We start from the raw sequence: 22,577 nt of genomic DNA, 5'->3' as shown, positions 1-22,577 counted from the left end.
GTCGGCCCCCGCGCACCGGACGGGTGCGACGGGGGCCGACGGGCCGCGGGTCAGGCGCTCAGGCCCTCGCCCGGGGTCCCGAAGACCTCGAGGTGGGCGCCCGGGATCGCGGCGAGCAGCTCGCGCGTGTACGCCTCGCGCGGGTCGTCGAACACCTCGTCGGTGGTCGCCGCCTCCACGACGCGTCCCGACCTCATGACGCAGACCTCGTCCGCGATCTGCCGGACGACGGCCAGGTCGTGCGTGATGAACAGGTAGCTCAGCCCCAGCTCGGCCTGCAGGTCGTTGAGCAGCGTGAGGATCTGCGCCTGGACGAGGACGTCCAGCGCCGAGACGGCCTCGTCGCAGACGATCACCTCGGGCTCCAGCGCGAGCGCGCGCGCGATGGCGATGCGCTGGCGCTGTCCGCCGGACAGCTCGTTGGGGTAGCGCCGCATCGTCGTCTGGGGCAGCGCGACCATGTCGAGCAGCTCACGGACCTTCTTCTCCCGGGAGCGGCGGTCGCCGATGCGGTGGGTGCGCAGCGGCTCCTCGATGGTCCGGAAGATGGAGTACATCGGGTCCAGCGACCCGTAGGGGTTCTGGAAGATCGGCTGCACCCGGCGGCGGAACGCGAAGAGCTCCTTGGCGCCCAGGCCGGCCAGGTCCGTCCCGTCGAAGCGGACCGTGCCGGAGGTGGGCTCCAGCAGGTTCAGCACGACGTTGGCGACGGTCGACTTGCCCGACCCCGACTCCCCCACCAGCGCCATGGTCGTGCCGCGCTTGATGGAGAACGACACGTCGTCCACGGCCTTGAAGTCCTTGGCCGACCCGGGGCGACCGCCACGCAGCGTGAAGACCTTCGTCAGGTGCTCGACCTCGACGACCACGTCGCGCGTCGGGCTGATGCCGTCGCCGTGCGTGGTCGCGAGCAGCTCGGCGGACTCCAGGCCGCGCTCCTTGGCGCTCTGGATGCGCCGGGACGCCAGCGACGGCGCCGAGGCGACCAGGCGCTGGGTGTAGGGGTGGCGCGGGGCGGACAGGATCTGGCGCGCGGGTCCGGACTCCACGACCTGCCCGCGGTACATGACCACGAGGTGCTCGGCGCGCTCGGCGGCCAGGCCGAGGTCGTGCGTGATGAACAGGACCGCGGTGCCGAGCTCCTCGGTCAGGCCCTGCAGGTGGTCGAGGATGGTGCGCTGGACGGTGACGTCCAGGGCCGACGTCGGCTCGTCGGCGATGAGCAGCTTGGGCCGCGCGGCCAGCCCGATGGCGATCAGCGCGCGCTGGCGCATGCCGCCGGAGAACTCGTGGGGGTACTGCTTGGCCCGGCGCTCGGCGTCCGGCAGGCCGGCCTCGGCGAGGAGCTCGGCGACCCGCGCGTCGGCGGCGGAGCCGGTGGCGATGCCGTTGGCCTTCAGCGCCTCCTTGACCTGGTAGCCGATCTTCCACACCGGGTTGAGGTTGGACATAGGGTCCTGCGGGACCAGCCCGATCTGCTTGCCGCGGATCGCGACCATCTCCCGGCGGCCGGTGTGCGTGATGTCCTGGCCGTCGAAGACGATGGACCCGCCGGTGACCTTCCCGGTGCCGGGCAGCAGGTCGATGATCGCGTGCGCCGTCGTGGACTTGCCCGAGCCGGACTCCCCGACGATGGCGACCGTCTGCCCCGGGTACACCGTGAGGTTCGCGCCGCGCACCGCCGGGACGGTGCCGTTGGCGGTGGTGAACGCGACGTCCAGGTCCCGGATCTGCAGCAGCGGGGTGTCGCCGTGCGACCGGGCGGGCGCACCGGTCGCCGTGGTGGCCGTGATGGGGTGGCTCATCGCTTGCGCGCCTTCGGGTCGAGGGCGTCGCGCACGGCGTCACCCATCATGATGAAGCTGAGCACGGTCAGGGCGAGCGCCCCGGCCGGGTAGAACAGCACGGAGGGCTGGCTGCGCAGGCTGCGCTGCGCCTTGGCGATGTCGGCGCCCCACGAGGTGATCTCCGGCGGCAGGCCGATGCCGAGGAACGACAGCGTCGCCTCGGCGACGATGAAGGTCCCGAGCGCGACGGTGGCCGTCACGATGATCGGTGCGGCGGCGTTCGGCATCACGTGCCGGGCCAGGGTGGTCACGCGGGAGGCACCGAGCGCCTTGGCGGCGGTGATGAAGTCCGCGTTCTTCACGCTCATCACCGCGCCGCGCGTGATGCGGGCGAGCTGCGGCCAGCCGAACGTCGTGATGACGAGGACGACCGTGATGACGTTCCGGTTCTCCCGGAACATCTGCATGATCACGATGGCGGCCAGCACGAACGGGATCGCGAAGAAGATGTCGGTGATCCGCGAGAGCACGGCGTCGAACCAGCCGCCGAAGAAGCCGGCCACCGCGCCGACGAGCCCGCCGATGAGGACGACGGCGATCGTGGCCAGCACCCCGACCGCGACCGACGCGCGGGCTCCGTAGATGGTGCGCGCGTAGATGTCGCACCCCTGGAAGTCGTAGCCGAACGGGTGGCCCGCGCTCGGCGAGGCGAGGCTGTTGCCCAGCTCGCAGAACCTCGGGTCCTGGGAGGTGAACAGCCGGGGGAAGGCCGCCACCACGACCACCAGCAGGATGAGCGTGGCCGCGACCCAGAACAGCGGGCGCCTGCGCAGGTCGCGCCAGGCGTCCGTCCAGAGGTTGGCGGGAGCGCCGCTCTCGTCGACGAGGTCCACGGCCCCGAGCGGCGCCTGGTCCACCCCGGCGAAGAAGTGCTCCTGGTGCTGCCGGGTGGAGGAGTTCGCGTCAGGCATATCGGATCCTCGGGTCGAGAGCCGCGTAGAGCAGGTCGACGAACAGGTTGGCCACGATGTAGACGACCACCAGCACCGTCGTCAGCGACACCACCGTCGGGGCCTGGCCCTGCTGGATGGCGCGGTAGAGGGTGCCGCCGACCCCGTTGATGTTGAAGATGCCCTCGGTGACGATCGCGCCGCCCATGAGGGTCCCCAGATCGGCACCGAGGAAGGTGATGACAGGGATCAGCGAGTTCCGCAGCACGTGCACGGTCACCACCCGCGGCCGCGACAGCCCCTTGGCGGTCGCCGTCCGGACGAAGTCCGCGGAGAGGTTCTCGGCGACCGACGTCCGGGTCAGGCGCAGGACGTAGGCGAGCGACACCGCACCGAGCACGAGCGCCGGCATCAGCAGGGTCCGGAAGCTGACGTCGCCGCCGACGGTCGGCGGCAGGAGCCGCCACTGCACGCCCAGGGCGAACTGCAGCACGAACCCGATGACGAACGTCGGGACGGCGATGACGACCAGGCTGACGAGCAGGACGGTCGCGTCGAACAGCCTGCCCTTGCGCAGGCCGGCGACGAGCCCGGCGGCGACGCCGAGCACGGCCTCGAAGACCAGCGCCATGACGGCGAGCTGGAAGGTGACCGGGAACGCCTCGGCCATGACGTCGCGCACGGAGCGACCGGAGAACGTCGTCCCGAAGTCGAAGGTGAGGATCCCCTGCAGGTACAGCAGGTACTGCACGATGAACGGCTTGTCGAGGTTGAACTCCGCCCGGATCTGCTCCGCCACCGCCGGGTTGAGCCCGCGGTCGCCGCCGAGCGCCAGCACGGGGTCACCGGGGAGCGCGAACACCATCGCGTAGATCAGCAGGGTGGCGCCCAGGAAGACCGGGACCATCTGCAAGAGCCTGCGCCCGATGTACCAGGCCATCAGGTCTCCTCCTCGTGTGGGTCGTGGGTCAGGCGGTTCGCGCCCGACGCGGAACTGTAGACCCGGGTACCGGCGCCTCCGAATCCGCCGCGGGCATGAGCAGGGGGTGGGGCCCGGTCGGGCCCCACCCCCTCGTCACGTGGTCCTCAGGTCAGCTCTTGGTGACCTGGTGGAGCAGCGGGACGCTGTTCCAGCCGAACTCGACGTTGTCGACCGTCTGGGCCGAGCCGCCGGTCGCGTTGGAGTACCACAGCGGGATCGCCGGGAGGTCCTGGAACAGGATCTCCTGCGCCTGGAGGAACTTCTCGTTGGCCTCCTCGACCGAGCCGGCCGACGCGCCCTCCTGGAGCAGCTGGTCGAACTCCGGGTTGGAGTAGTCGCCGTCGTTCGAGCCCGCGTTGGTCGCGTAGATCGGGGCCAGGAAGTTGTACAGACCCGGGTAGTCCGCCTGCCAGCCGGTGCGGAAGGCGCCGGTGATGGTGCGGTTGGTCACCTCGGTCCGCAGGTCGGCGAACAGGGCGTACGGCTTGCCCTGCGCCTCGATGCCCAGCGTGTTCTTGATGCTGTTCGTCGTGGCGTCGACCCACGCCTGGTGGCCGCCGTCGGTGTTGTAGGCGAGCGTGAAGGTGCCCTCCCACGGGGAGATGGCGTCGGCCTGGGCCCACAGGTCCTTGGCCTCGGCCTCGTCGTACTCCAGGACCTCGGAGCCTTCGACCTCGTCGGACCAGCCGGCGATGACCGGCGACGTGAAGTCGCTGGCCGGGGTGCGGGTGCCCTGGAAGATCGTCTCGGTGATCTCCTCGCGGTTGATCGCGCGGGAGATGGCCTGGCGACGCAGCACCCCCTCCTCACCGGAGAAGTGCGCCTCGTTCTGGTGGATGGTGAACGACTGGAAGATGGCCGAGGGCATGTTCACGGCGCGGTCGCCCAGGTCGGCCTCGAACGTCGTGAACGCGCTGTCCGGGATCTCGTCGATCACGTCGAGCTGCTCGGCGAGCAGGTCGTTGTAGGCGGCGTCCAGGGTCTCGTAGAACTTGACCGTGATGCCGCCGTTCTGCGCGGCGCGGTCGCCCTCGTACTCCTCGTTCGGGACGAGCTCCGCCTGGACGTTGTGCTCCCAGCCGCCCTCGGCGAGCTTGTACGGGCCGTTGCCGATCGGGTTCTCGCCGAAGGCGTCCATGTCCTCGAACGCCGCCTCGGGCAGCGGGAAGTACGCGGAGTACCCGAGCTGCAGCGGGAAGTCCGCCTTGGGCGCGCTCAGCGCGACCGTGAAGGTCTGGTCGTCGACGACCTCCAGACCCGTCAGCTCCGAGTCGGTCTCGTCGGAGTAGCCCTCGATCTCCGAGAAGAAGTAGCTGGAGAGCTGCTCGTTGCTCAGCAGTGCGCCGTAGTTCCACGCGTCCACGAAGCTCTGGGCGGTGACGGGCTCACCGTTGGTGAACGTCCAGCCCTCCTTCAGCGTGATCGTGTAGTTCTGGGCGTCCTCGGTCTCGATGGACTCCGCGACCTCGTTGTGCGGGGCACCCTCGGCGTCGTAGTACACGAGCCCGGCGAAGACGAGGTCGAGGATCTTGCCGCCACCGACCTCGTTCGTGTTCGTCGGCACCAGCGGGTTCTGCGGCTCCGTGCCGTTGACCGTCACGATGCCGGTCGACGCGCCGCCGCCGCCGCCCTCGGCCGACGACTCCGTCGCTGCCGGCTCCCCGCCGCTGCAGGCCGTGAGCGCGAGCGCTCCGACGGCCACCGAGGCGGCGAAGCCGGTGATTCGCCTGATCTTCAATGTTCCTCCAAGAGGGGGGACGCCACGTGCCGGCGGAGGTTCGTACCCGCGCCGGGCACCCGTTCGTGACGCCAGGGGTTGGCGGAGACAGTACCGACACCGGTTCTGCCGTCCGAGAGGTGCGCACGTCGCCGTGCGACATCGTTACCGGAATGATACTGGATGGTACATCCCACGATGCGAGACACGGACGGCGACGGTCGCACCCGTGGACGCGCCGGGACACGCGTGGGCCGGCCCGCCCGGACACCCCACGACGCATGTCGACTTGCCGAGCCTACCCGCGCCTGGTAGCCGCACGGGGCCGGTCCACAGCCCGTGCGAGGATCGGGCGCGTGCCCTCCCGCGAGCCGTCCGCCTCGACCTTCCGGCCGGCGTCCGCAACCGTCGCCGCGGTGTCCTGGGCGGTGGTGACGGTCGGCTGGGTCTGGCTGGCCGTGCGCGACGGCGGCTCGGCCGGGCTCGTGCGGCAGCTGCCGGCGATCGTGCTGGCGGCGACGGTGGTCTACGCCGTGCTCGTCCGGCCCGCGGTCATGGTGGACGGCGACGGCGTGCGGCTGCGCAACGTGCTGCGCGACGTCGACGTGCCGTGGGCCGCGCTGGAGCGCGTGTCGACCCGGTTCGCCCTCACGCTGCACACCCTCGACGGTCAGCAGGTGCGCGCCTGGGCCGCCCCGGCGTCGGGCCGGCACGTGGACGCGCGACTCACGGCCGGGGACGTCCGGGCGCTGGGGTGGGACGACGACGAGCCGCTCACGGCCAGCGCCTCCACGGCGAGCCCGTCCGGCGTCGCGGCGGCGTGGGTGCGTCGCGAGTGGCGGCGCGCGCTGGCGGACGCCGGCGACGGCGGCCCGGGCACGCCGCCGGCCGGCTCCAGTGCTCCGTCGGCCGGATCCGGGACGACGCCGGCGGCCCGCGCCGGGGCGGGCGGCGGTGTCGTGCACCGGACGGCCCGCGGGCCGGTCCTCTGGCTCGTCGGCTCGGCCGCGCTGACCGTCGTGGCGCTCCTCGCCTGACGCCCGGCCCCCCGCCCCGGCCGCGGCACCGGCCGCCACCGGCACGTACGCCGACGGCCGCACCGGCACGCACGCCGCCGGCCGCCACCGGCACGCACGCCGCCGGGCGAGGACCTGCCCGGCGGCGCCGCCCAGCTAGTGGTCGGCGTCGGCCCCTGCCGCCAGGGCGATCGCCCGCGCGGCCCGGCGGGACTCCTGCTCGTCCGGGTCCGGCACCGGCGCCGCGGCGATGAGCCGCTTCGTGTACGGGTCCGTCGGGTTGAGCAGCACGCCCTCGCGCGAGCCGATCTCCACGAGCTTGCCGTTGCGGAGCACCGCGATCCTGCTCGCGAGGATCTCGACCACGGCGAGGTCGTGGCTGATGAACAGGCAGGCGAAGCCCTGCTCGCGCTGCAGCTCCTTGAACAGCTCCAGCACGTGCGCCTGCACGGAGACGTCCAGCGCGCTGGTCGGCTCGTCGGCGACCAGCAGCTCGGGCCCCAGGGACAGGGCGCGTGCGATGCCGACCCGCTGACGCTGTCCGCCGGACAGCTCGTGCGGGTACCGGTTGCGGTAGGCGTGGGGCAGGCGGACGCGGTCGAGGAGCTCCTCGACGCGCCGATCCAGCGGGGCCTTGCGCAGCCCCTCGTGCAGGAGCAGCGGCTCTCCGATGGACTCCCCGATGGTCATCCGCGGGTTGAGCGACGCGGCCGGGTCCTGGAACACGATCGCCGACCGGCGGCGCAGCGGCTTCAGCTCCCGCTTGGACAGCCCGGCGATGTCGGCGCCGGCGATCGACACGGTGCCGCTGGTGACGGGCAGCAGCCCCACCACGGCGCGCCCGATCGTCGTCTTGCCCGAGCCGGACTCCCCCACCAGGCCGACGACCTCGCCGGGCGCGACCGAGAACGACACGTCGTCGACCGCGCGGAAGGCCGGCGTGCGGCCACGTCCGGGGTACTCGATCACGAGGTTGCGCAGGTCCAGCGCCGGGGTGACCGCAGGGGCGGGCTCCTCCGCGCGGTCGCTCACCTGAAGGGTGCCGGCGGCGATCTCCGCGCCCAGGTGCGGCACGGCGGACAGCAGGTCGCGGGTGTAGGTCTGCTCGGGGTGCCCGAACACCTTCCGGATCGGGCCGGACTCGACGATGGCGCCGTCGCGCATGACGACGAGGTCGTCGGCGAGGTCGGCGACAACGCCCATGTCGTGCGTGATGAGCAGGATCGCCGAGTCCAGGCGCTCGTGCAGGTCCCGCAGCAGGTCGAGGATCTCGGCCTGCACGGTGACGTCCAGCGCGGTGGTCGGCTCGTCCGCGATGAGCAGCACCGGGTCGCACGCGATCGCCATGGCGATCATCACGCGCTGGCGCTGGCCGCCGGACAGCTGGTGCGGGTAGGCGTCGAAGCGCCCCTCGGGGTTCGGCAGGTCGACGAGCCGGAACAGCTCGATCGCCCGCTCCCGGGCCTGCTCAGGGGAGATGTTCTGGTGGCTGAGCAGCACCTCGGTCACCTGGAAGCCGACCGGCAGCACGGGGTTCAGCGCGGTCATCGGCTCCTGGAAGATCAGGCCCACGTCGTTGCCGCGCACCGCGCGCAGGGCCGCCGGGCGGGCGCCGATGAGCTCCTTGCCGCGCACCTTCGCCGACCCGGTGACCCGGGCGTTGCGGGGCAGCAGCCCGAGGATCGCCATGGACGACACGGACTTGCCGGACCCGGACTCCCCGACGAGGGCGAGCACCTCGCCCGGCATGATCCTGAAGCTCACGTCGCGGGAGGCGGTGACCCACTCCCCCTCGACCCGGAAGTCGACGCCGAGCCCGGACACCTCCAGCACCGGGTCGAGGTCCTCGCGCACGCGGCGCCCCGCGGTGGTGGGTGTGTGGATCGTCATGGGGAACCCCTCAGGCCTTGGCGCGGTCCTGGCGCGGGTCGAACGCGTCGCGCAGCCCGTCGCCGATGAAGTTGACCGCCAGGGCGATCGCGATGATGAACAGGCCGGGCCACCAGAACAGCCACGGACGCGGGCCCATGGCGGACCGGTAGTTGTTGATGAGCTGGCCCAGCGACGTCGCCGGCGGCCGGACGCCGAAGCCGAGGAAGCTCAGCGCGGACTCCAGCAGGATGGCGGACGACATCGCCAGCGTGGCGGCGACGATGATGACGCCGATCGTGTTCGGCAGGATGTGCCGGAAGATGATCCGGCCGCTGGACGCCCCGACCGAGCGGGCGGCGTCGACGAACTCCTTCTCGCGCAGCGACAGGAACTCCCCGCGCACGATGCGCGCCAGACCGGTCCAGGTGACCAGGCCGAGGAAGATGCCCAGCCCCCACACGCCGCCGACGCCGCCGGAGATCTGCGCGATGACCGCCGCGACCGCCAGCAGCGGGATCGTGATGATGACGTCCGTCATGCGCATGAGCACCGACTCGGTGGTGCCGCGGAAGTAGCCGGCGCATGCGCCGATCACGGTGCCCACCGCGGTGCCGACCAGCCCGACGAGGAACGCGATGATGAGCGACTGCTGCGTGCCCTTCATCGCCAGGGCGAAGTAGTCGCGGCCGATGTTGTCCTGACCGAACGGGTGCGCGCCGAGGCTGAACGGCCACAGCTGCAGGGTCGGACGGCCGCCGTCCTCCAGCGGCATCGGCACCCGGAAGTCCAGGCCCCACCAGCCGGGGACGGGACCGAAGCCGATCGACGAGAACGCCAGCAGGACGATGAGCGACAGCACGACGAGCCCGCTCATGGCGGCTCGGTGCCGCAGGAAGCGCAGCAGGATCGTCTGCGCCGAGCTGCGCGCGGCCACCGAGCGCTGCGCCGTCGGTGCCGCCTCGAGCACGTCGGTGTCCGCAGCGACCAGGCCCGCCATGTCGCTCTCGATGCGCGGCGCCTCCGTGGAGCGCGGGTCGCGGTCGTTCATCGGAGGCCTCCCGGGTGGGTGGGTCGGTGTCGGCGGGTCATCGCAGCCGGATCCTCGGGTCGAGGAACGCGTAGGCGATGTCGGCGATCATGTTGAACAGGACGGTGGCGACCGCGGTGATGAGGAAGAACGCCATCACGGGGTTCGGGTCGATCTGCTGCAGGCCGGTCGTGAACAGCCGACCCATGCCGCTCCAGCCGAACACGGTCTCGGTGACGACCGCGCCGCCGAGCACCCCGGCGAAGTCGAACGCGACCAGCGTCGCCAGTGGGATGAGCGCGTTGCGGAACGAGTGCCGGACGATGACGGTCCGCTCGTTGAGGCCCTTCGCCCGCGCGGTGCGCACGTAGTCCTGGTTCATCACGTCGAGCATGCTGGCGCGCGTGTACCGGGTGTAGCTCGCGAACGAGATGAGCATGATCGCCAGCGTCGGCAGCAGCAGGTGCAGCACGAGGTCGAGGTTGGTCTCCCAGAACGTGCCGTTCAGGTTGGGCGTCTCCGAGCCGGTGGTGGCGATCGGCCGGCCCCCGGTCTTGCGGTACACCGTGGGGTACGAGCGCAGCAGCTGGTCCAGCGACATCAGGACGACCACCGTCACCCCGGTGACCCCGGCGATCTGCGCCGACAGCCGGCGGGTGTGGCCCCCGAGCGCCCACCCGATCGCGACGGCCACGGCGACGACCAGGACCGCGAGCACCGCGAAGGTCAGCCACGACATGTCCGCCATGAACGGCTGCGCAACGGCCACCAGCACGGTGCCGGCCAGCGCAGCGGCCAGGTTGGCGTAGAGCACGCGCCGGGTGCGCGGGCGCAGCCCGGCGAACAGCGCGCTCCACAGGAACGCCGCCACGAGGGAGACGACGCCGACGCCGAGGATGCCGAACGTGGGCCGCTGGAACCAGCCGCTGTTGAGCAGGACCGTGAGGGTCCCCGCCGTGGCCAGCGTCGCGACCGCCAGGACGACCAGGCGGCGCCGTCGGTCACCCCCGATGACCACGGCCCACAGCGCCCCGACCACCAGCCCGATGAGGACGATCGACGCGTAGGTCATCTCGGGGTCGCGCAGCCAGGTGTTCAGGTCGATCGCGATGTACTGCTTGAGCAGCGTGGAGACCCAGAACACCGGCAGCGAGAAGCACAGGAACGCCACGAAGGTGACGCCGTAGTCGAAGGAGCTGTACTGCCGCAGCGCGGTGACCACGCCGGTCACGACGCCGAGCAGCAGCGCGAGGACGGTCGCTGCGATGACCAGACGCAGCGTGGAGCCGATCGCGACCTCGAGCTGGGGCAGCACGGCCCGGTTCTGCCGGTCCAGCCCGAGCGTGCACTGGGCACCTCCGGGCACGAGGCACTGGCCGACGTCCTGGAGCCACAGCAGGTAGCGCCCGGGGATCGGCACGTCCAGGTTGAGCGCCTGGGTGCGCGCGGCGATGCGCGCCTCCCGGCCCGGGCTGTTGTTCTCGAGCAGGTCCTGGAGGGGGTTGCCGGAGAGCGCGACGAGGACGTACATGAGGGCCGTCGAGGCCAGGACGATGAAGAAGGAGACGACGACTCGCCTCACGATGAAGACACGCATGCGTCTCCCCCTGATCGGTGCGGAGCGGGGACACGAGCCGCGGGAGGCCGGCCGACCTGGTGGTCGACACCGGGCGACGTCCCCGCTCGCGCCGCGGCCGCGGGGGTCCGGTGTGACCCCCGCGGCCGCGGCTGGAACTGCCTGAGGTCAGCTGAGCGACTTGGTCCAGGTCTCAGCGTTCCACGTGCCGCCGTACTGCGTCGGGTTGTAGACCGGCCCCTCGAGCGAGGAGCTCCAGGCCGACATGCCCGGGTTGGCGTACAGCGTGACGTTGTACAGGTTGCTCCAGAGCTGCTCCTCGAGCTCGATCTGCAGCGGGAGCGCGTCGGCCGGGTCCGTCACCTGGACGAGCTCGCCCCAGATCCGGTCGACCTCCGGGTTGGTGTACTTGCCGTAGTTCTGGTTGCCACCGGTGATGTAGATGGACTGGCCGGATGCGATCAGGCCCGAGCCGGCCCAGCCGAACACCGCAGCGTCCCAGGTGCCCGGGGCGGAGGCCAGCGAGGTGAAGACGTCGGGGTCGGGCTTGGCCTCGATGTTGAAGCCCGCCTGGTCGCACGACGCCTTGACCAGGGCCACCTGGTCGGCGCGCAGGCTGGACTGCTCGGAGAACGTGAAGCGGACCGTCAGTGGGGTGGTGACGCCGGCCTCGGCGAGCAGCGCCTTGGCGCCCTCGAGGTCGACCTCGTCGTACTCGTTGGCCGACGGGACCTGCGTGACGGCTTCCTCGTACTCCGCCTGGGCGGGGAGGATCTCGTGGAGCTTGAGGACCTGCGCCTCGGGGTACACGGGGCGGGCGAACTTGTCGACGAGCTCCTCGCGCGGGACGCACTTGGCGAACGCCTGCCGCACGCGCTGGTCGTTGAAGACGCCGGTGGCCGAGGTGTCCAGGTCGATGTGGCTGAACGTCAGGGACTCACCGGTCTCGACCTCGACGGTGTCGCCGAGGGCCTCGAGCTGGTCGAGCATGTCCTTGGTGGCGTTGGACGGGTCGAACTGGTCGATCTCGCCGTTCTGCAGCGCCTGGACCATCTCGTTGGCGTCGACGGTCTTGAAGACGATGGTCTCCGTCTTCGCCTCCTCGCCGAACCACTGGTCGTTGCGCACCAGGGTCAGCGTCCCGTTGGAGGCGTTGTCGAGCTTGTACGGGCCGGACGACGGGATGAGCGCCGGGTCGGGCAGCTCGGGCAGGTTCGCCTGGTAGGCCCAGCCGGTGTTCCAGAACTCGGCGACCGGCGTCAGGGCCGCGGTGTCGTTGTTCGTGATGGCGTCCACCAGGGCGGCGCCGTCGTCCTCGACGCTCAGGCCACCCTGCTCGGCGGCGATGTGGGCCGGCATGAAGCCGGCGCCCAGCACCTCCCAGTCGGCGTAGGGGTTCTTGAACACCATCGTGAAGGACTTGTCGCCGGCCTCGCCCTCGGGCATCTCCACCTCGGCCCAGCCGTTGGTGCTGGCGGCGTTGAAGAGGTCGACCGGGTTGCCGTCGGCGTCGGTCTCGCCGGACGGGTGCGTCCCGGAGTAGGCCGCCCAGGCGAGCAGCGCGTCGTCGAAGTCGATCGGCGTGCCGTCGGACCAGACGGCGTCGTCGGCAAAGGTGTACTCGACGGTCAGCGGGTCGTCGGACGTCTTCTCATACGTCCCGAGCGCCTCGTTCGGCTCCACGGTGCCGTCCGGCTGCACCTTGACGAAGTCGGACTGCGTGATGTTGTTGACGTACGTGTTGTAGACGCTGTTGGCGTCCGCGGTGTTGCTGTTGTACGCATCCGGGGTCTGCTCGATGCCGATGGTGATGGTGTCGGCGAACTCCTCGGCCGTGGCCTCACCCGCGCCCGCGTCCTCGTCGTCCCCGCCGCCGCCGGCGGAGCCGCAGCCCGTCAGCAGGAGCGCCCCTGCGGCGACCGCGGACACCGCGGCATACCTACGCCTGATCGTCACTGTTCCTCCTGGAAGAGATCGGGGTCCCGGCGCGGCAGCAGGCACCGGCAGGGCGGCACAGCCCGGCCGGCGACCGAGTGCCGCGGGGGCCCTCGATGGTTGGGGTGAGGCTATACACGCGGATCGCGCATTCCGAACCACCGTGTCCCGGGTCACAGATCGTTACCCGATCGATACTGCTGGGTAACCCTCGCGACCCGCGGCGGGACACGTCGGGCCCGGCGGCGGCACGAGCCGGTGCGGAGCGGTCAGACGTTGAAGCGGAACTCCACCACGTCGCCGTCGGCCATGACGTAGTCCTTGCCCTCGATGCGCGCCTTGCCGGCAGCGCGCGCCGCCGCGACGGAGCCGGCGGCGACGAGGTCCTCGAAGTGGACGACCTCGGCCTTGATGAACCCGCGCTGGAAGTCCGTGTGGATGACGCCGGCCGCCTGCGGAGCGGTCCAGCCCTGGCCGATCGTCCAGGCGCGGGCCTCCTTCGGCCCGGCGGTCAGGTAGGTCTGGAGGCCCAGGGTGTGGAAGCCGACCCGGGCGAGCTGGTCGAGGCCCGGCTCGGCCTGACCGGACTCCGCCAGCATCTCGGCGGCCTCGTCCGGCTCGAGCTCGACGAGCTCGGACTCGAACTTGGCGTCCAGGAAGATCGCGTCGGCCGGCGCGACGAACGCGCGCAGCTCGTCCTGCATCGCGGTGTCGGCGAGGCCGTCGTCGTCGGTGTTGAAGACGTAGATGAACGGCTTGGACGTCATGAGCTGCAGCTCGGCGACGCGCTCGGGGTCGAGCCCGGCCGCGGCCGCGCCCTGGAACAGGGTCGTGCCGGTCTCGAGCAGCCGCTGGGCGCCGACGGCCGCGTCGAGCAGGGCCTGGTCCGCCTTCTTGCCGCGGACCTCCTTCTCGAGCCGGGGGATCGCCTTCTCCAGCGTCTGCAGGTCGGCCAGGACCAGCTCGGTGTTGATCGTCTCGATGTCGTCCTTGGGCGAGACGCGCCCGTCGACGTGCACGACGTCGGGGTCGGCGAACGCCCGGGTGACCTGGCAGATCGCGTCGGCCTCGCGGATGTTCGCGAGGAACTTGTTGCCCAGACCCTCGCCCTCGCTGGCGCCCTTGACGATCCCGGCGATGTCCACGAACGACACGGTCGCCGGGACGACCCGCTCGCTGGCGAACACCTCGGCGAGCCGGTCGAGCCGTGGGTCGGGCAGCGGGACCACGCCGACGTTGGGCTCGATCGTCGCGAACGGGTAGTTCGCCGCGAGCACCTGCGCGCGCGTCAGGGCGTTGAAGAGGGTGGACTTGCCGACGTTGGGCAGGCCGACGATGCCGATGGTGAGTGCCACGGGCCCCGAGTCTACGGGGCGGTCACGCCATCGCCGTGACCTGCTGGAGCAGCTCGGGGGACCGGCGGTCGTACCACCGGGCGCCCAGCAGCAGCCCCCCGACCAGCAGCGCGCCGCCCAGCACGAGCCCGACGAGCAGGGTCACCACGCCGAGCAGCACCGAGCCGCCGACGACCGCGACGGTGGCGAGCACGACCTCGGGCAGGACCAGCACCGTGAGCGCGCCGAAGCCGAGGAGCTGGGTGAGCATGCTCACTCCCAGGGAGCCCGACGGCGTCGCGAACGGGCTCTGCCCGGGCAGCGGGACCGGGTAGACGAAGCGGGTGGAGATCACGCTGGACAGCCCGAGGCCGGTGAGCAGGATGCCCAGGCTCGCCCCGAGCACGGGAGCCAGGTCCGACCAGCGCCCGACCCACCAGACCGACCCGACCGCGAACACGACGACCACCGGCACGGCGATGAGCCCGGCTGCGAGGGCGCGTCCCGCGCGGTCCGCGGCCCCGGGCACCGCGCTGGACACGTGCAGCGCGAACGCGGTGCTGTCGAAGGCGATGTCGGCCGAGATCGCCCAGCCCAGGAGCAGCGCGGCGACGGGTGCGGCGACGAGCATGAGCGCGCGGGAGCCGTCGGCCGACACGAACGCGAGCACGAGCGGCAGCACGGGGACGACCACCAGCGAGCCGGCGTAGCGCGGGTCCCGGCGCCAGTAGACCAGGCACCGGGCGGCGACCGCCCACGTCGGTCCGGCGGGCACCCGCCCGAACGCGCCCAGCCCCCGCGACCGGGACGCGGACCGGCCCGAGGACGGCGGCTGGACCAGCGCGCGCGTGAGGGCGCGCGACCAGGCCGCGGCCAGGAGGGCGACGGTGGCGCACGCCACGACCAGGCGTCCCAGGGCACCGACCCACTCCCCCGCGGCGACCGCGCCCGGCAGCGCCCACGCCGCGCCGAGCGGCGTCCAGGACAGCGCCCGCGCGACACCGGGCAGGGCGTCCACACCGGCCGCCAGCAGCCCGCCCAGGGCGGTGAGGATCGGGCCGACGAGCATCAGCGGCACCACGACCAGCACGGCGGCGCTGTCCCGGAAGCGGCGCGAGCCCACCACCCCGGCCAGCGTGGCCGTCGTCGCCCGGGCACCCACGACGCAGGTCGCCACGCCGAGGACCGCCCCGACGACGGCGGCGACCACGGTGGCCGGACCACGGGCCCAGGAGACGACCGTCCCCAGCGCCAGGACCGTCGTGACCGCACCGGGGACCCCGACCAGGCCCGCCAGGGCCAGCCCGGTCAGCAGGGGCCGGCGCGGCACCGCGTAGGTAGCGAACCGCTGGGGGTCCAGCGTCGAGTCGACGCCCGTGGCGACCAGCGGGACGACCCACCAGCCCAGCACGAGCGCGGAGCCGGCCAGGGTCACCACCACCGCGGCGTCGGGCGACGGCACGAACCGCAGCGCGACCAGCCCGCCGACGGCGATCAGCAGCACGCCGACCGCGTACAGGGCCCCGAACGCCAGGCCCACGAGCTGCCAGGCGCTGCGTCGCAGCCCGTTGCGCAGCAGCGTCAGCTTGAGCCTCAGGAGGTGCGCAACCACGCGAGCCCCTCCCCGGTCCGGCGTCCGCCGACGAGGTCGACGAAGCGCTCCTCCAGGGTCGAGCCGGCGCGGACGTCGTCGACCGTGCCCGCCGCGAGCAACCGGCCCCCGGCGACCACCGCGACGTGGTCGCACATGCGCTGGACGAGGTCCATGACGTGCGAGGACACGATGACCGTGCCGCCGGTCGCGACGTAGGCGTGCAGGATCTCGCGGATGTTCGCGGCCGACACCGGGTCGACCGCCTCGAACGGCTCGTCCAGCACGAGCAGCCGCGGGGCGTGGATCAGGGCCGCCGCGAGGGCCACCTTCTTGGTCATGCCGGCCGAGTAGTCGACCACCAGCGTGTCGGCGTCCGCGGCCAGGTCGAGGGTCGCGAGCAGGTCCTGCGTGCGCTCGGCGACCGTGTCGCGGTCCATGCCCCGCAGCAGGCCGGCGTAGGTGATGAGCTGGGCCCCGGTCAGGCGGTCGAACAGGCGCACGCCGTCCGGCAGCACCCCGAGGAGTCGCTTGGCCGCGGTCGGGTCCGCCCACAGGGACCGACCCTGGACGAGCACCTCGCCCGCGTCGGGCCGCAGCAGCCCGGTGGCCATGGACAGCGTGGTGGTCTTGCCTGCGCCGTTCGGACCGACGAGGCCGAAGAAGGAGCCGGCCGGGACGTCGAGGTCGATCCCGGCGACGGCGACCTTGTCCCCGAACCGCTTCCACAGGCCGCGCAGCGCGAGCGCCGGGGCCGGGGTGCTCGGGTCCGGGTCCGGGGCGGGGTCGGGGGCGGGCGGCGGGGGGACGGGCGCAGCGGGGTGCGTCATGGCGTCAGGCTATCCAGCGGCCCCGACACGCCACGCCGACGCGGCGCGTGCTCACCGTGATGCCGTCCGATGTCGGAGGCACCTGGCACGGTCGGCGGCATGGACCCACTGGACGTCGTCCTCGCCCTGGCCGCGCTCGTGCTCGGAGCGGTCCTCGGTGCGCTGCTCGCCGGGCGTCGCTCCGCCGCGGCCGTCCACCGGGCGCAGCTCGGACTGGCCCGCGCGCACGCCGAGCTCGCCGGCGAGCGGCAGGCGCACGCCGAGCGGATCCGCACGCTCGAGGCGGACCAGGAGCGCCTCACCGACCGGTTCCGCGCCCTGGCCGCGGACGCGCTGGCGCAGAACAACGAGCAGTTCCTGGCCCTGGCGGACCAGCGGCTGCGCGCTGGTCAGCAGAGCCACGCGGTCGAGCTCGCGCAGCGCGAGGAGGCGGTGCGCCGCCTCGTGGAGCCGCTGGGGCGCACGCTGGAGCAGGTCCGCGCCGAGCTCACCACCGCGGAGCAGGGCCGGCTGACCGGTCAGGCCGCGCTGCGCGAGCAGGTCCAGGCGATGCGTGCGGCGTCCGAGGGGCTGCGCACGGAGACGGCCGAGCTGGTCACGGCGCTGCGCTCCTCGCACGTGCGGGGACGCTGGGGCGAGCTGCAGCTGCGCCGCGTCGTGGAGTCGGCCGGGATGCTCGCGCACGTCGACTTCGTCGAGCAGGCCCAGGTGCGCACGGACGACGGTCCGCTGCGGCCCGACATGGTCGTCCGGCTCGCGGGCGGCAAGAGCATCGTGGTGGACGCCAAGGTGGCCTTCCTGGGCTTCCTCGAGGCCGCCCAGGCGCGCGACGAGGCGACGCGGGCCGCCCGGATGAGCGCGCACGTCCGGCACGTGCGCAAGCACGTCGACGACCTCGCCGCCAAGCGCTACTGGGACCAGTTCGAGCCGTCGCCGGAGTTCGTGGTCATGTTCGTGCCGGTGGAGGCCTTGCTGCACGCGGCGCTCGACCAGGACCCGACCCTGTTCGAGTACGCCGTCGAGCGCGACGTCGTCATCGCGACACCGACCACGCTGCTCGCCCTGCTCCGCACGGTCGCGTACGCCTGGCGGCAGGACTCGCTGGCCGCGAACGCCCAGCAGGTGCTGACCCTGGGCAAAGAGCTGCACGGGCGCCTGGCGACGCTCGGGGGCCACGTGACCCGGCTGGGGCGGGCGCTGGACAGCGCGGCCGGCGCCTACAACCAGACGGTGTCCAGCCTGGAGACCCGCGTGCTCGTCACGGCGCGCCGGTTCGCCGACCTGGACGTCGTGGACGCCGACCTGCCGACGCCGCCGGCCGCCAACCCGCGGCTGAGCGCCGTCAGCGCGCCGGAGCTGCTCACCTGCGTCGGCGACCGCCTGGACGGCGTGGTGCCGATCGACCGCCGGGGCCCGGTGGAGGGCACCGGGTAGGGCACCGGTCCCGCCGCGGGCGCCTCGCGCGGCTGCCGGGCCGGCGTGGCCGGTGCGGCGGGTCAGACCGGTTCGACGGCGAGCTCGCGGCGGGCGCCGCGGCGCGGACGGGCCGGCGGCTCGCCCGCGGCCTTGAGGTCGGTGCGCAGCTCGCGCGGCAGCGAGAACATGAGGTCCTCGGTCGCCGTCCGCACCTCCTCCACCGAGTCGTAGCCCAGCCCGGCCAGCAGCTCGAGGACGTCGCGCACGAGGATCTCGGGCACGGACGCGCCCGACGTCACGCCCACGGTGGTGGCGCCGTCGAACCAGGCCGGGTCGACCTCGCTCGCGCGGTCCACGCGGTACGAGGCGCGTGCGCCGGCGTCGAGGGCGACCTCGACGAGCCGGACGGAGTTGGAGGAGTTCGCCGACCCCACGGTGATGACGACGTCGCAGTGCGGCGCCAGCTTCTTGACCGCGACCTGACGGTTCTGGGTGGCGTAGCAGATGTCGTCGCTGGGCGGGTCCTGCAGGGTCGGGAACCGCTCCCGCAGGCGCCGGACCGTCTCCATCGTCTCGTCGACGGAGAGCGTGGTCTGCGAGATCCAGATGACCTTGTCCGGGTCCCGGACGGTGACCTTGTGCACCTCCTCGGGGGAGTTCACGACCTGGATGTGCGCGGGCGCCTCACCCGCGGTGCCCTCGACCTCCTCGTGACCCTCGTGACCGATGAGCAGGATGTCGTAGTCGTCGGCCGCGAACCGCACGGCCTCCTTGTGCACCTTGGTGACCAGCGGGCAGGTGGCGTCGATCGTCTTCAGGCCGCGGACGGCGGCCGCGGCGTGGACGGCGGGCGAGACGCCGTGCGCGGAGAACACGACACGGGCGCCCTCGGGCACCTCGTCGGTCTCGTCGACGAAGACGGCGCCGCGCTCGGTGAGGGTCTCCACGACGAACTTGTTGTGGACGATCTCCTTGCGCACGTACACGGGTGCGCCGTAGTGCTCCAGCGCCTTCTCGACCGCGACGACGGCCCGGTCGACGCCGGCGCAGTACCCGCGCGGGGCCGCCAGGAGGACTCTCTTGCGCTGCTCGCTCACCTGCCCATGGTACGTGGCACCCTGAGCCGGTGACCGAGGGGACCGCACCACAGCCGCTGCCCGCCCGTGCCCTCGAGACCACCGCAGACCGTCCGTGGCCGGTGCGCCTGCTCTCGGCGAAGATCGCCGACTACGTCTCGAAGATGGCGCCGGTGTGGGTCGAGGGCCAGGTCGTGCAGCTGAACAGGCGTGCGACCGGCGCGACGGCGTACCTCGTCCTGCGCGACACCGACGTCGACATGTCGCTGCCGGTCTCCGTGCGCGCCCAGGTCCTGGACGCCACGGGGGCGACGGTGCGTGAGGGATCTCACGTCGTCGTCCGCGCCCGGCCGACCTACTGGACCAAGCGCGGGTCCTTCCAGCTGCAGGCCGAGGAGCTCCGCCCGGTCGGGGTCGGCGAGCTCCTCGCCCGGATCGAGCACCTCAAGCGCGTGCTCGCCCAGGAGGGGCTGTTCGACGCCTCGCGGAAGGTGGCCCTGCCGTTCCTGCCGCACGTCATCGGCCTGGTCTGCGGGCGCGGGTCCAAGGCCGAGCACGACGTCGTCGTCAACGCCCGCGAGCGCTGGCCGGACGTCACCTTCGAGATCCGCGAGGTCGCGGTGCAGGGCCCCGGCGCAGTGCCGCAGGTCAGTGCCGCGATCAGCGAGCTCGATGCGGACCCCCGCGTCGAGGTCATCGTCGTCGCGCGCGGCGGGGGCGCGGTCGAGGACCTGCTGCCGTTCAGCAACGAGATGCTCGTGCGCGCGGCGGCCGACTGCCGCACCCCGCTGGTGAGCGCGATCGGGCACGAGACCGACACCCCGCTGCTCGACCTGGTGGCGGACTACCGCGCCTCCACGCCGACGGACGCGGCCAGGCGCATCGTGCCGGACGTGTCCGAGGAGCGCGCGCGGCTGGTGCAGGCGCGCCGGCGGATCCGAGGCGCCGTGACGCAACTCGTCGCGCGGGAGCAGACGGGCCTGGACTCCGTCCGGTCCCGACCTGTCCTGGCGATGCCCGAGGTGATGGTCACCGGCCGGGCCGCCGAGGTGCTCGCCCGGCGCGACGCCGGCCGTCGCGCGATGGAGCAGGCGCTCGCCCGGGGCACCGCGGAGACGCTGCGCCTGGCCGCCCAGGTCCGCGCACTGTCCCCCGCGGCGACGCTCGAGCGCGGCTACGCGGTGGTGCAGCGGGTGGACGGCGCCGTGGTGCGCAGTCCCGACGACGTCGCCGGCGGGGACCGCCTGCGGGTCCGGCTCGCGGACGGCGAGCTGGCTGCGACGGTCACCTCCGCCTGACCGGCCGCGAGCGCCGGCTCCCGCAGGACCCGGCCGCCCGGCGGGATGTCCGGGGCGCCGTGGATACTGGCAAGCGTGTCGACGACCTCCACCCCCCGGCCCGGCCCGGACGCCGGTCCGGACGTGTCCACGCTGAGCTACGAGCAGGCCCGCGACGACCTGGTCGCCGTCGTGGCCCGGCTCGAGGCGGGCGGGGCGACGCTCGAGGAGTCGCTCGCGCTGTGGGAGCGCGGGGAGGCGCTGGCGACCCGCTGCCAGGAGTGGCTGGACGGCGCCCGACGGCGGCTGGCGGCTGCGCACGCCGGCGACGAGGACGAGGAGACTGCACCGTGACCGACACCGCGGGCAGCGTCGCGACCGACCCGCCCGGGCGCTCCGGCCCGGCGCCTGCGGGACGTGCTCTGGTGATCGGCGAGGCGCTGGTCGACGTCGTCCGGCGCCTGGACGGCTCGACCCAGGAGCACCCCGGGGGCAGCCCGGCCAACGTCGCGCTCGGGCTGGGTCGCCTGGACCGCCCGGTCGACCTCCTGACGTGGATCGGGACGGACGAGCGGGGCCGCACGGTCCGGGAGCACCTGGAGCGGTCCGCGGTTCGGCTGACCCCCGGCAGCGACGGCGCCGACCACACGTCCGTGGCCACGGCCACCCTCGACGCGAGCGGTGCCGCCACCTACACGTTCGACCTGGACTGGCAGGTCCCGGCCGAGGCCGTCCCCGACCTGACCGACGTCGTCGTGGTCCACACCAGCACCATCGGCGCAGCCCGCGCGCCCGGCGGCCCGGCGGTCCTGCGGATCCTGGCCGAGTCCCGGCTGGACGCCACGATCACCTACGACCCGAACATCCGGCCCGACCTGCTCGGCGACCACGACGAGGCGCGCGACCTCGTGGAGCGGCTCGTGGCGCTGGCGGACGTCGTGAAGGTGAGCGACGAGGACCTGGCCTGGCTCGAGCCGGGCGCCCGGCCGCACGACGTGGCGGTCCGGTGGGCGACCCGCGGGCCGGCGCTCGTGGTGGTCACCCGCGGCGGGGAGGGCGCGCTCGCCGTCACGGCCGGCGGCGTGGAGGTCGACGTGCCCGCGCCGCGTGTGGACGTCGCCGACACCGTCGGCGCCGGGGACTCCTTCATGGCCGGCCTGGTCGACGGGCTGTGGTCGGCGGGGCTGCTCGGCGCGATGCACCGCATCGCGCTCGGCGGCGTCGGTGCCGAGGTGCTGGTCCCCGTGCTCGAGCGGTGCGCCCGCATCGCGGCGGTGACGGTCTCACGACCGGGGGCGGACCCGCCCCGCGCGGCCGAGGTGGACGGCGGCGCCCCCGCGCCCGCGTGAGCGACGCGGCACCGCGCGGGGTCGGACGCCGCTGGACGCCGGCTGGACAGCGGGCGCACGCCTGCCACGATGGCGCCATGTCTCGACCCACGACCCCCGCCGCCGCCTGGGCCCAGCTCCAGGCGGGCAACGCCCGCTTCGTCTCCGGTGAGATGGAGCACCCGTCGCAGAGCATCGACCGGCGCACCGAGCTGGCCGAGGAGCAGCGGCCGTTCGCCGTCATCTTCGGCTGCGCGGACTCCCGGGTGGCCGCCGAGCTGATCTTCGACCAGGGCCTCGGGGACCTGTTCGTGGTCCGCACCGCCGGGCACGTGCTCGACACCACCGTGGTCGGGTCCATCGAGTTCGGCGTGGACCTGCTGCACACGCCGCTGGTGGTCGTGCTCGCGCACGACCGGTGCGGCGCCGTCGCGGCGGCCACCAAGGCGCTGACGACCGGCGAGCTGCCCACCGGGTTCGTGCGCGCGATCATCGACCGGGTCATCCCGAGCATCGTGGGCCTGGGCAGCCCGGTCGGGGCGCTCGCGGGCGACCTCGACGCCGCCACCCTGGGCCGGGTGCACACCCGGCACACGGTGCAGATGCTGCAGAGCTACTCCGCGGCCCTCTCCGAGGCCGTCGCCGCGGGGCGCTGCGCGATCGTGGGCGCGGAGTACACCCTGGCCGACGGGCGCGTGTCCCTGGTCGAGGTCGTGGGCGACATCGGCGAGGACGCCCCCGCGGCCTGACCGGTCGGCCGCGCCGGGCCTGGTGCACCGGGCCGGACCGGCTCCGTCGGGCCTGGCGCTCCGGGCGTGACCGGTCGGCCGCGCCCGGACTGGTGGCTGCCCGTCTGATCTGCC

Annotated in this window: 18 protein-coding genes; 6 read left to right on the top strand and 12 right to left on the bottom strand. The window is 72.9% G+C overall.

Translation table 11 applies throughout. The annotated features are described in order from the left end of the window. Positions 1-50 precede the first annotated feature (50 nt). The 4 genes from CAE01nite_RS12140 to CAE01nite_RS12125 form a co-directional block, all read right to left on the bottom strand. The gene (locus tag CAE01nite_RS12140; RefSeq protein ID WP_146904780.1) at positions 51-1,805 is read right to left on the bottom strand and encodes an ABC transporter ATP-binding protein; all 1,755 of its coding nucleotides are present in this window, start codon (positions 1,803-1,805) and stop codon (positions 51-53) included. Continuing rightward, positions 1,802-2,758, bottom strand: a complete 957-nt coding sequence (locus tag CAE01nite_RS12135; RefSeq protein ID WP_146904777.1) for an ABC transporter permease — start codon at positions 2,756-2,758, stop codon at positions 1,802-1,804. The genes CAE01nite_RS12140 and CAE01nite_RS12135 overlap by 4 nt, the downstream gene beginning before the upstream one ends. After that, complete coding sequence (locus CAE01nite_RS12130) at positions 2,751-3,677, bottom strand: ABC transporter permease (RefSeq protein ID WP_146904774.1); 927 nt, start codon at positions 3,675-3,677, stop codon at positions 2,751-2,753. Before CAE01nite_RS12130 ends, CAE01nite_RS12135 begins: the two co-directional genes overlap by 8 nt. 151 nt (positions 3,678-3,828) lie before the next feature. Further along, positions 3,829-5,457, bottom strand: coding sequence for a peptide ABC transporter substrate-binding protein (locus CAE01nite_RS12125; protein ID WP_146904771.1), 1,629 nt, complete (start codon positions 5,455-5,457; stop codon positions 3,829-3,831). A 335-nt stretch (positions 5,458-5,792) separates the two neighbouring features. On the opposite strand from CAE01nite_RS12125, the gene CAE01nite_RS18355 reads away from it, so the two are divergent. Further along, positions 5,793-6,473: a PH domain-containing protein gene (locus tag CAE01nite_RS18355; RefSeq protein ID WP_246131177.1), complete on the top strand. Its 681-nt coding sequence runs from the start codon at positions 5,793-5,795 to the stop codon at positions 6,471-6,473. A 135-nt stretch (positions 6,474-6,608) separates the two neighbouring features. On the opposite strand, the gene CAE01nite_RS12115 is transcribed toward CAE01nite_RS18355, so the two are convergent. The 7 genes from CAE01nite_RS12115 to CAE01nite_RS12085 all read right to left on the bottom strand — a co-directional run bounded on the left by CAE01nite_RS12115 (position 6,609) and on the right by CAE01nite_RS12085 (position 16,617). Then, a complete protein-coding gene (locus CAE01nite_RS12115; protein ID WP_146904768.1) occupies positions 6,609-8,342 on the bottom strand; it encodes an ABC transporter ATP-binding protein in 1,734 nt (577 codons plus the stop codon). Between the two features lie 10 nt (positions 8,343-8,352). Then, positions 8,353-9,372 carry an ABC transporter permease gene (locus tag CAE01nite_RS12110; protein WP_146904765.1) on the bottom strand — a complete coding sequence of 340 codons (1,020 nt, stop codon included), beginning with the start codon at positions 9,370-9,372 and terminating at the stop codon, positions 8,353-8,355. 37 nt (positions 9,373-9,409) lie between these two features. Beyond that, complete coding sequence (locus CAE01nite_RS12105) at positions 9,410-10,948, bottom strand: ABC transporter permease (RefSeq protein ID WP_146904763.1); 1,539 nt, start codon at positions 10,946-10,948, stop codon at positions 9,410-9,412. A gap of 147 nt (positions 10,949-11,095) precedes the next feature. Next, positions 11,096-12,883, bottom strand: a complete 1,788-nt coding sequence (locus CAE01nite_RS12100; RefSeq protein WP_186816572.1) for an ABC transporter family substrate-binding protein — start codon at positions 12,881-12,883, stop codon at positions 11,096-11,098. A 248-nt stretch (positions 12,884-13,131) separates the two neighbouring features. Continuing rightward, positions 13,132-14,217 (bottom strand): redox-regulated ATPase YchF, encoded by a 1,086-nt coding sequence (ychF, locus tag CAE01nite_RS12095; RefSeq protein ID WP_146904757.1) that lies wholly within the window; start codon positions 14,215-14,217, stop codon positions 13,132-13,134. A gap of 22 nt (positions 14,218-14,239) precedes the next feature. Continuing rightward, positions 14,240-15,808 carry a hypothetical protein gene (locus tag CAE01nite_RS12090; protein ID WP_146904756.1) on the bottom strand — a complete coding sequence of 523 codons (1,569 nt, stop codon included), beginning with the start codon at positions 15,806-15,808 and terminating at the stop codon, positions 14,240-14,242. Continuing rightward, positions 15,790-16,617, bottom strand: coding sequence for an ABC transporter ATP-binding protein (locus CAE01nite_RS12085; RefSeq protein WP_146904753.1), 828 nt, complete (start codon positions 16,615-16,617; stop codon positions 15,790-15,792). Before CAE01nite_RS12085 ends, CAE01nite_RS12090 begins: the two co-directional genes overlap by 19 nt. Positions 16,618-16,716: 99 nt before the next feature. Here CAE01nite_RS12085 and CAE01nite_RS12080 point away from each other — a divergent pair, with 99 nt between their 5' ends. Next, positions 16,717-18,051: a DNA recombination protein RmuC gene (locus tag CAE01nite_RS12080; protein ID WP_146904750.1), complete on the top strand. Its 1,335-nt coding sequence runs from the start codon at positions 16,717-16,719 to the stop codon at positions 18,049-18,051. A 62-nt stretch (positions 18,052-18,113) separates the two neighbouring features. Here the strand turns inward: CAE01nite_RS12080 and CAE01nite_RS12075 are convergent, their stop codons facing one another. Then, entirely contained in the window at positions 18,114-19,130 is a 1,017-nt protein-coding gene (locus tag CAE01nite_RS12075; protein WP_246131176.1) for a 4-hydroxy-3-methylbut-2-enyl diphosphate reductase, read from the bottom strand. Between the two features lie 29 nt (positions 19,131-19,159). Between CAE01nite_RS12075 and xseA the strand changes: the two genes are divergently transcribed. The 4 genes from xseA to CAE01nite_RS12055 all read left to right on the top strand — a co-directional run bounded on the left by xseA (position 19,160) and on the right by CAE01nite_RS12055 (position 22,463). Further along, positions 19,160-20,407 (top strand): exodeoxyribonuclease VII large subunit, encoded by a 1,248-nt coding sequence (xseA, locus tag CAE01nite_RS12070; RefSeq protein WP_146904747.1) that lies wholly within the window; start codon positions 19,160-19,162, stop codon positions 20,405-20,407. A gap of 75 nt (positions 20,408-20,482) precedes the next feature. Further along, positions 20,483-20,740 carry an exodeoxyribonuclease VII small subunit gene (locus tag CAE01nite_RS12065; RefSeq protein ID WP_246131175.1) on the top strand — a complete coding sequence of 86 codons (258 nt, stop codon included), beginning with the start codon at positions 20,483-20,485 and terminating at the stop codon, positions 20,738-20,740. After that, positions 20,737-21,735, top strand: a complete 999-nt coding sequence (locus CAE01nite_RS12060; protein WP_146904741.1) for a carbohydrate kinase family protein — start codon at positions 20,737-20,739, stop codon at positions 21,733-21,735. The genes CAE01nite_RS12065 and CAE01nite_RS12060 overlap by 4 nt, the downstream gene beginning before the upstream one ends. A gap of 77 nt (positions 21,736-21,812) precedes the next feature. Beyond that, positions 21,813-22,463: a carbonic anhydrase gene (locus CAE01nite_RS12055; protein ID WP_146904739.1), complete on the top strand. Its 651-nt coding sequence runs from the start codon at positions 21,813-21,815 to the stop codon at positions 22,461-22,463. The last annotated feature ends 114 nt before the right edge of the window (positions 22,464-22,577 follow it).

The sequence above is a fragment of the Cellulomonas aerilata genome, assembly GCF_007991755.1.
Classification (GTDB): domain Bacteria; phylum Actinomycetota; class Actinomycetes; order Actinomycetales; family Cellulomonadaceae; genus Pengzhenrongella; species Pengzhenrongella aerilata.
This window is presented reverse-complemented; position numbering and strand designations above follow the sequence as displayed.